Origin of the sequence: Prevotella sp. AM23-5 (assembly GCF_003473645.1) — a bacterium.
Classification (GTDB): domain Bacteria; phylum Bacteroidota; class Bacteroidia; order Bacteroidales; family Bacteroidaceae; genus Prevotella; species Prevotella copri_A.
Genome location: NZ_QUCG01000092.1, coordinates 1 through 9,516, shown reverse-complemented (window position 1 = coordinate 9,516; position 9,516 = coordinate 1). Strand labels below are relative to the sequence as shown.

General features: G+C 39.3%; 6 protein-coding genes and 1 CRISPR repeat array. All 6 genes read left to right on the top strand.

All coding sequences use genetic code 11. From position 1 onward, the window contains the following. Window positions 1–49 precede the first annotated feature (49 nt). The 6 genes from DW657_RS15340 to cas2 all read left to right on the top strand — a co-directional run bounded on the left by DW657_RS15340 (window position 50) and on the right by cas2 (window position 8,022). Window positions 50–1,318, top strand: coding sequence for an ammonium transporter (locus tag DW657_RS15340; protein WP_118313310.1), 1,269 nt, complete (start codon window positions 50–52; stop codon window positions 1,316–1,318). A 334-nt stretch (window positions 1,319–1,652) separates the two neighbouring features. Continuing rightward, window positions 1,653–2,702: a helix-turn-helix domain-containing protein gene (locus DW657_RS15335; protein WP_118313309.1), complete on the top strand. Its 1,050-nt coding sequence runs from the start codon at window positions 1,653–1,655 to the stop codon at window positions 2,700–2,702. Between the two features lie 76 nt (window positions 2,703–2,778). Beyond that, window positions 2,779–2,958: a hypothetical protein gene (locus DW657_RS15330; protein WP_118313308.1), complete on the top strand. Its 180-nt coding sequence runs from the start codon at window positions 2,779–2,781 to the stop codon at window positions 2,956–2,958. Between the two features lie 180 nt (window positions 2,959–3,138). Further along, window positions 3,139–6,771: a type II CRISPR RNA-guided endonuclease Cas9 gene (gene cas9 / locus DW657_RS15325; RefSeq protein WP_118313307.1), complete on the top strand. Its 3,633-nt coding sequence runs from the start codon at window positions 3,139–3,141 to the stop codon at window positions 6,769–6,771. A gap of 7 nt (window positions 6,772–6,778) precedes the next feature. Next, complete coding sequence (gene cas1 / locus DW657_RS15320; protein WP_118313306.1) at window positions 6,779–7,663, top strand: type II CRISPR-associated endonuclease Cas1; 885 nt, start codon at window positions 6,779–6,781, stop codon at window positions 7,661–7,663. Continuing rightward, entirely contained in the window at window positions 7,660–8,022 is a 363-nt protein-coding gene (cas2, locus tag DW657_RS15315) for a CRISPR-associated endonuclease Cas2 (RefSeq protein ID WP_118313305.1), read from the top strand. Before cas1 ends, cas2 begins: the two co-directional genes overlap by 4 nt. A 92-nt stretch (window positions 8,023–8,114) precedes the next feature. Then, window positions 8,115–9,516: direct repeats of the CRISPR family, unit length 27 nt; unit sequence GTTGTGGTTTGATGTAGGATTCAAAAG.

The window sequence follows — 9,516 nt, the reverse complement described above, 5'->3', positions numbered from 1 at the left end:
GATTACATAAGAATTAACAGAGTATTGAATTTAATTATAAGATATATATATGAGCAGTTTATTGTTGACAACTCTTGATACGGGTAACACAGCGTGGATGATCATGGCAACCATCTTGGTGCTTTTGATGTCAATCCCAGGTATTGCACTTTTTTACGGTGGTTTGGTGCGCCAGAAGAATATCCTCAGCATCCTGATGCAGACGGTATTCATCGTGGCAGTAGTCAGTTTGATATGGGTGGCCTTCGGATATTCCTGGGCTTTCTCTACAGAATATGCGGATAGCGGCAACCCTTTGGCTTGCATCATCGGAGGTTTCGATAAGTGTTTCCTTCACGGCATCGGCTTGGATGCCATCATGTCAACGGGTATTCCAGAGCTCACTTTCGTGATGTTCCAGTGCATGTTTGCCCTCATCACTCCAGCCCTGATTCTCGGTGCATTCGCCGAGCGTGTCAAGTTCAGCGGTTATGTACTTTTCACCGTTCTCTGGGTCATCATCGCCTATCTCCCTATGGCTCACTGGGTATGGGGCGGCGGTTTCCTGCAGGAGATGGGAGCTATCGACTTTGCGGGTGGTACCGTGGTACATATCAATGCCGGTGTAGCCGCTTTGGTCATGGCACTCTGTGTCGGCAAGCGTGATGATTATCGTGCAGGTCATCCTATCACTCCTCACAACATCACCTTCGTGTTCATGGGAATGTCGTTACTCTGGCTGGGATGGTTCGGTTTCAATGCCGGTAGCGGATTGGCAGCTGATGGTCTGGCAGCCAATGCCTTCCTGGTAACTCATATCGCAACAGCTGCAGCAGCCACCACCTGGATGCTCATCGACTGGATTGTCAACAAGAAGCCAACCACGGTGGGTGCTTGTACTGGTGCCGTTGCCGGTTTGGTTGCCATCACTCCTGCAGCAGGTAGTACGGATATTTTAGGTGCCTTCTGCATCGGTATCATTTCCACCATCGTCTGCTTCTTCATGGTAGCCGTAGTGAAGGAGAAGTTCAAGTATGATGACGCCCTCGATGCCTTTGGTGTGCATGGTATGGGCGGTATCCTGGGATCTGTCCTCACCGGTGTCTTCGCTACAAGATACGTAACTGGAGCCGAGGGTGTGCAGGGTGCTCTCTATGGCGACTGGCATCAGCTTTGGATTCAGGTGGTAGCCACCGTGGTAAGCATCATTTACAGCATCGTAGTTACCTATATTATCTTCAAGGTAGTAGATAAGACAGTAGGTGTACGTGTTGACAAGCGAGTAGAGGAGGAAGGTCTCGACATCTACGAGCATGGTGAGAGTGCTTATAGCAACTAATTGCGAAATTCGATTATCAGATATGATTAGATTAATGGTGTTTCATTTTGAGGAATGGAACACCATTTTTTTTATGATAAATCCTCAACTTGCACAATGAAATTGCCTCAACTTGCACAATGAAAATGCCTCAACTTGCACAATGAAAATGCCTCAACTTGCACAATGAAAATGCCTCAACTTGCACAATGAAACGTTTAAGTTGTTGATATTCAATGACGTTATGCCCACCATTTTCCCTAAGAATTCCTATATATAATAATGTGTAATCCCCGTTTCTCCTTAAATCTTCTAGTTCTTCCTATATTCAAGTGCTTTTTTATGTTAAATCTCTATGTTATTTAGTGACAATATCGAATATTCTTTTTATATTTGTCAACAAATTAAAGAGCTAACAAATATGACTAATGACTCATTTTCAATAAGATTGCGGGAAGCGCGCCTGATGATGGGGCTCAGTATGGATAAACTCGTAGAGCGAACCAACGGAGCCATCACCAAGCAGAGTATATCCCGTTATGAGAAAGGCATCATGCGCCCCAAGCGTGATGCCCTGCAAGCCATAGCTAAAGCCCTCAATATCAGCGAGGCATATTTCAATGGTACCAATCTCAAGATAGATGTTCCGATGCTCCGTACCACCTCCAATGGTAAGTTATCCGAAGACGAATTGCAAGCCCTGGAAGCAAAACTCTCTTTTTGGGCAGAGCAGTATCTTGCCAAGGAGAAAGAAGCGGGTTTTCCTACTCAATTCAAGAATCCGATAAAAGGCACCAAGGTATCAACGCTGGAAGATGCCATCCAGGCATCCAGTCTTCTTCGTGAAATGTGGCATTGCGGTGATGGTCCCATCGCCAGCATCCTGAGACTCTTGGAAAGAAAAGGCATCATGATACTTGCTGCAACTCTCCCGGATTATGTCTTCGGAATGAGTACCTGGGCAGATAAGAAGCATCCGCTGATGATTCTCGATTTTAATCCGGAAAAGAGTAGCGTAGAGAAACTTCGTTTCACGGCAGTACATGAGTTAGCCCATCTTCTTCTCCTCTTCCCGGAAGACAGTCCGTTGAAACTGGAGAAGCGCTGTGATCTCTTTGCCAGTTTCTTACTTCTTCCCAAATTGGCGCTTATCGAAGAGTTGGGGTCCAGGAAGCGAGAGTTGATTACGCTGGAAGAGATGATAGACATCAAGGAACTATATGGCGCCTCTCTCGCCGCTTCCATCATTGCCGCCAGAGATTACGGCATTATCACCACCGAGTATAAACGTGCATGGTATGCCGAGCATATAGAGCCTAATCCTCGTGAAATAGGTAATGGCCACTATGCATTTCCTGAGACATTGGGAAGGGAGAAGAGAGTCAATTCGATAGTAGATTCGTGAATGTTGAATGTCGGTGTAAATGTCAGCATTTGATGATATTTAAAATAGGAAATACTAATTCTTAATAGTGTTCGATATGAAGCAAAATAATAATGAACAAATCGTCTTCGATATGTTCGAAGAGATTGCAACCGAATGCATCGCTGAGGCTCGGAATGCATATACCTACGAAGAAATTGATGGGTGCTATTTGGAGGCGAAGGAGATAGCTGATCTTGCAAGGAAGAATTTGCTGGAGAAATTGGGAGGTACATAAAAAAATAAATCCCACCGAAGCGGGACTATAGGTTTTACCCTTCGGCATTTCTGCCTTATTGTGATAAGATGTAGGAAATCTTATTTTCTGCTGCAAATATAATATAAAATATTTGTTTATCCAATAAAAAGGTTGTAATTTTACAGAAAATTAATAATTAAGTATATAAAACTATACAATATGACTAAAATACTTGGAATTGATACCGGAACCAATAGTCACGGATGGGCTATTGTAGAAAAACAGGCAGATGAATATCATTTGCTTGATAAAGGTGTGGACATCTTCCAGGAAGGTGTTTTAAAAACAGAAAAAGGCAAAGAATATTCTAAAGCTGCTGAGCGTACAGCTCATAAAGCTGCAAGAGTAAGAAACTATCGTATTAAATTACGTAAGATACGTTTGCTTCGTATTTTAAGTGATGCACATCTATGTCCTCCGCTTTCTAAAGCAGAACTATCTGCATGGAGACTCAAGAAAGAGTATCCTAAGAATGAGTTGTTTATGCAATGGCAAGCTACTGATGATGATTCAGAAAAGACTCCTTATGCTTATAGACACAAATGCCTTCATGAAAGTTTGGACTTCAGTAGTATAACTGATAGGTATATTTTAGGCCGAGCATTTTATCACATGATTCAACGCCGCGGTTTTTTAAGCAATCGTAAAGATCAGAATGGTGACGAAACAGGAAAGGTAAAAGAAAGTATCAGCAATCTGACTCAGGAGATGCATGATGAAGGTTATGAGTATCTTGGTGATTATTTTTATTCTCTCTATAATAAAGGAGAGAAAATCCGTAATCATTATACTGCACGAAATGAACATTATCTGGCAGAGTTTAAGGCTATATGTGAAAAGCAAGATTTAGATAAGAATCTTGGTTCTGATGTGGTACGTCAAATAGAAAAAGCCATTTTCTACCAGCGACCATTAAAGTCGCAAAAAGGACAAGTTGGTAAATGCGTATTTGAGAAGAACAAGACAAGATGTCCTTCTTCACATCCTATGTATGAAGAGTTTAGAATGCTCTCTTTTATCAATAACATAAAGATTCAGACTCCAAATGATGATGTCTTACGCCCTCTGTCTTCAGAGGAGCGAGCACTCATTATGCCATTGTTCTTCCGTAAGTTGATTATAAAAAAGAAGCAGTTTGATTTTGAAGATATTGCTAAGAAACTGGCACCGAAGAAACAATACGGCTTTTATAAGAAGAGCACTGATGTCGAAATGCCATATCTTTTCAATTTCCCTATGGATACATCTGTTTCAGGTTGTCCTGTAACTGCTGCTCTGCAAGATATATTTGGAGAGAATTGGATCGATGCTCTTTGCGAAACCTATACTCTTGCTGAGGGTAAAAGTCGTTTGAATGTAGTTAATGATATTTGGCATGTATTGTTCTTCTATACAGATGATACAAAACTTGCAGAGTTTGCTAAGAATCGTCTGCAATTGAATGATGAAGAAGCAAGGAAATTTTGCAAGATTTCTTTGCCGGGTGATTATGCGTCTTTAAGTTTGAAGGCTATCTGTAAGATTCTTCCTTATCTTAGAAGAGGTTTGATTTATTCTCATGCCGTATTTTTGGGTAACTTATGTGAAGTGATGCCGCAATATGAATGGGATATAGAAGAAATGCGTAATGCTGCTATTGAGCATATTATCCACGAAATGAATCAGATTGATTCTAAAGATGCACGTACTTTCGAGGTTTGTATTGAGGAGTATCTGAAGGAGCAGTATCATGTATCTGAAGAGAAACTTAAGAAGTTATACCATCCTTCTAAGATGGATAAATATCCAAGAGTATTGCGTACTAATGATCATGGTGTTTATCAGCTTGGTTCACCTCGAATTGATTGTGTGCGTAATCCAATGGCTATGCGTTCCATATTCAGATTGCGTAAATTGGTAAACCGATTGTTGGAAGAGGGAAAGATAGATCTGGATACAGAGATCCATATTGAGTTTGCTCGTGAGTTGAATGATGCGAATAAGCGTCGTGCGATAGCGAAATTTGCAAAAGATAATCAGAAAAAAAATGATGAGGCTCGTAAGAAGATTATAGACAAAATGGGGGAGGAGTATAATGTTAAAGATGATGATATCCTAAAGTGTATTCTTTGGGAAGAGCAGGGACATATCTGCTTATATACAGGCAGGCAGATTGCCATTCCCGACTTTGTAGGAACAAGTCAAAAATTTGATATAGAGCATACGATTCCCCGTAGTGTAGATGGTGACAGTACAAGAATGAATTTGACGCTCTGTGATAGTCGCTTCAATAGAGAAATCAAGAAAACCAAGTTGCCGGCAGAATTGCCTAACCATGATGAAATTATGGCACGTATTAATGACTGGAGAGAAAAGTATGAGTCTCTTGATGGGCAAATACGTAAACTGAGGGGAAAATCAAAGGGGGCAACAACCAAAAAGCTAAAGGATGACATAATTTATAATCGTCATCTTTTGGAATTGCAACGCGATTATTGGCGAGGTAAGTATTTGCGTTTCACGATGGAGATTGTACCTGAAGGATTTAGTCGACGCCAAGGTACTGATATCGGTGTGATTTCTAAGTATGCACGTCTTTACTTGAAATCCCTTTTCAAGCATGTCTATACCGTTAATGGTATTGCTACTTCTGATTTTAGAAAGATTTGGGGTGTTCAAGATGTATATGGTAAGAAAGAGCGTGTAAATCATGTTCATCATTGTATTGATGCTATCGTTGTTGCATGTATAAGCCGAGACGAATATGATAAGTTAAGTGCATACTATCATAATGAAGAAAATCATAAATGGTATGGCATGTCAAAGGCTTATTTTAAAAAGCCATGGCCTACATTTGTTGAGGATTTAAAGAATGTGCAAGATGAAATTTTGGTTTATCATTATACTCCAGACAATATGCCTAAGCAAGGACGTCGTAAAATACTTCTTGATGTAGAAGTTGATGGAATCAAAAAGAAAAAGAAGGTCCTTTGTAAGGGTGATGCAGCAAGAGGTTTATTGCATAGCGATACATACTATGGTGCTATAGAGAACGATGGCGTGGTAAGATACGTTAAGCGTATAAATTTGGCTTCTATGAAGGTGACCGATGTTAAAAATATCGTTGATGATGCTGTTAGAGGTATTGTAGAGGCTGCTATCAGAGAAAAGGGCTTTAAAGAAGCTATGGCTGGAACTATATGGATGAATGAAGAAAAGCAAATTCCTATAAAAAAAGTAAGATGCTATACTTCGATAAAAAATCCAATATCTTTCGATAAGAAAAAACAACGAGATTTGTCGGATAAAGAATATAAAAGAAACTATTATGTTACCACTAAGGGTAATTATATAGTTGCATTATATGTTGGTTCTACAAAAACTGGCAAAAGAAAGACATTTTATGAATTTGTGAATATGATGGAAGCTGCTGGTTATTATAAGACGAGTACTGATAAGTCTGTTGTTGGACATAATATAGTGCCACTTGAAAAAGATGATTGCCAGTTGGCTTTTATCCTAAAAAAAGGAACTATGGTTATCTTTTATAAAGAAACAAAAGAGGAGGTATGGGATTATTCTCAAAAAGAGACAGTCAGAAACCTTTACTACGTATCCGGGATAGAATCCGATGGTAGGGTAACGTTTAAGTATCATCAAGAAGCGAGACGAGACGAAGAACTTCCTCGAAATGCTTCTGACACATCAGATATAAAGCCTAAGATAAGAGTCGGTTTGGCTTCTGCAAAGATACTGGTTCAAGGCTATGATTTCGAGATTAATGAATTAGGTGAAATTAAAAGATTAAGATAAAAATGATATGATTAAGCAGACATTGTTCTTTTCAACTCCAGTTTGCCTTTCACTTAAGAATTGCCAGATCGTAATCTCTTGGAAAGATAGTGACGACAAGATTACACACCCTATTGAAGACATAGGGTGTGTAGTCTTGGAAAATCAAATGATAAGCATTACTTTACCGCTTCTCAACGAGTTGGTAAAGAATAATGTTGCTGTTATCTTATGTGATAACAAGATGATGCCAACATCTATGTTGCAAAGCTTAGATGCTAATACTACGCAAGCTGAAAGTTTAAAATTTCAGCTTGCTGTTACTGAGCCAATGAAAAAGCAGGCTTGGAAACAGATTATAGAGTCAAAGATAGAAAATCAAGCCGCAGTCTTGGCTCTTGCTGGTAAGAATAAAGATATTCTCAAGCCTTATTATAATAATGTAAAGAGTGGAGATTCTGACAATAGAGAAGGATTGGCGGCAAAGGTGTATTGGAATAGCCTTTTCTGTAACTCCTTTAAAAGAGAAAGAGAAGGATGTCCACCTAATGCTCTTTTAAATTATGGTTATGCCATATTGCGTGCAGCCGTAGCACGTGCTTTGCTTGGTTCTGGTTTGCTCCCGAATTTGGGCATCTTTCATAAAGGCAGATATAATGCTTTTCCATTAGCTGATGATGTAATGGAACCATATCGGCCATTTGTTGATGAAATCGTTTATCGGCTTTATGGAAATGGAATTACAGAACTGAATAAAGAATCAAAGTCTGAGATAATGCGTGTGTTGAATAGTGATGTTAACATAGGAAAGGTTAAGCGACTTTTGCAGATTGCATTGACCATCACAACTGCCTCTCTTGTGAAATATTATTCTGGAGAAATCAAGAAACTTTCCTTACCTATTATGACATGACAGAAGATAGACTAAATGCGTATCATATAATGTGGTTATTTGTATTTTTCGATTTACCTGTTACTACGAAAAAAGAAATGAAGGCAGCTTCTCTTTTCCGCAAGAACTTGGAGAAAGATGGTTTCTCCATGATGCAGTTTTCTGTCTATATACGTCATTGTGCATCAAGGGAAAGTTTGGAAGTGCATATAAAACGGGTAAAATCTTTGCTTCCGGAGACAGGAAAAGTTAGTTTATTAAGTGTTACTGATAAGCAATATGGAGATATTTATAACTTCTGTGGTAAACCCAAAAGTATTAATAAGAGTAAAATATCGAAAAAAGTTATCAGTGAACCTATTCAATTGGAATTTTTTTAGTACTTTTGCATAGAAAATTATATCCTACTCATCATTTCTTATTAGAAAAAGTGATTGTTATGTGCTGGAAATCAGTACTTTCAAATCTGTAGGTTGTGGTTTGATGTAGGATTCAAAAGATATACAACGATTCCGGTCTGATGGTTCATCCCGGTTGAGTTGTGGTTTGATGTAGGATTCAAAAGATATACAACGATTCCGGTCTGATGGTTCATCCCGGTTGAGTTGTGGTTTGATGTAGGATTCAAAAGATATACAACGATTCCGGTCTGATGGTTCATCCCGGTTGAGTTGTGGTTTGATGTAGGATTCAAAAGATATACAACGATTCCGGTCTGATGGTTCATCCCGGTTGAGTTGTGGTTTGATGTAGGATTCAAAAGATATACAACGATTCCGGTCTGATGGTTCATCCCGGTTGAGTTGTGGTTTGATGTAGAATTCAAAAGATATACAACACTATCATAAAGAAATGGCTGGATGGAGAGTTGTGGTTTGATGTAGGATTCAAAAGATATACAACGAGCAGGTAGCCGAGAAGATTGCCAACGAGTTGTGGTTTGATGTAGGATTCAAAAGATATACAACGGCAGGGACATTAAAGACAAGGTAGAATATGTTGTGGTTTGATGTAGGATTCAAAAGATATACAACCATCTTCCTCGTTCCTCAGCGCAACGGCAGTTGTGGTTTGATGTAGGATTTAAAAGATATACAACGGAGATGCCGACTGCAGACATCGCAATCTGTTGTGGTTTGATGTAGGATTCAAAAGATATACAACTTATAGCAAAATGGCTCTGTTTATTATAAGTTGTGGTTTGATGTAGGATTCAAAAGATATACAACTGACAGACTGAGAGTAAGCCGTAGGCTGTGTTGTGGTTTGATGTAGGATTCAAAAGATATACAACACGCAGCGGACAGCAGGTTACTGGCTATGTGTTGTGGTTTGATGTAGGATTCAAAAGATATACAACTTATAGCAAAATGGCTCTGTTTACAATAAGTTGTGGTTTGATGTAGGATTCAAAAGATATACAACCTATCACCTCGCCACTATGTTGTACTATCAGTTGTGGTTTGATGTAGGATTCAAAAGATATACAACTTCATCAATCATATCAGCAGGAAGACCAGGTTGTGGTTTGATGTAGGATTCAAAAGATATACAACGCGTACCGCCGTTATTGACAAACTCGATATGTTGTGGTTTGATGTAGGATTCAAAAGATATACAACGCGAGTTCTTTTTCTGTGGCTCTGTCTGAGTTGTGGTTTGATGTAGGATTCAAAAGATATACAACGGCAGGGACATTAAAGACAAGGTAGAATATGTTGTGGTTTGATGTAGGATTCAAAAGATATACAACCATCTTCCTCGTTCCTCAGCGCAACGGCAGTTGTGGTTTGATGTAGGATTTAAAAGATATACAACGGAGATGCCGACTGCAGACATCGCACTCTGTTGTGGTTTGATGTAGGATTCAAAAG

Excerpts from the sequence above, each read along its gene's own strand:
- DW657_RS15340 (WP_118313310.1), top strand. The coding sequence starts at position 50 with ATGAGCAGTTTATTGTTGACAACTCTTGATACGGGTAACACAGCGTGG.
- DW657_RS15335 (WP_118313309.1), top strand. The coding sequence starts at position 1,653 with ATGTTATTTAGTGACAATATCGAATATTCTTTTTATATTTGTCAACAA.
- DW657_RS15330 (WP_118313308.1), top strand. The coding sequence starts at position 2,779 with ATGAAGCAAAATAATAATGAACAAATCGTCTTCGATATGTTCGAAGAG.
- cas9 (WP_118313307.1), top strand. The coding sequence starts at position 3,139 with ATGACTAAAATACTTGGAATTGATACCGGAACCAATAGTCACGGATGG.
- cas1 (WP_118313306.1), top strand. The coding sequence starts at position 6,779 with ATGATTAAGCAGACATTGTTCTTTTCAACTCCAGTTTGCCTTTCACTT.
- cas2 (WP_118313305.1), top strand. The coding sequence starts at position 7,660 with ATGACAGAAGATAGACTAAATGCGTATCATATAATGTGGTTATTTGTA.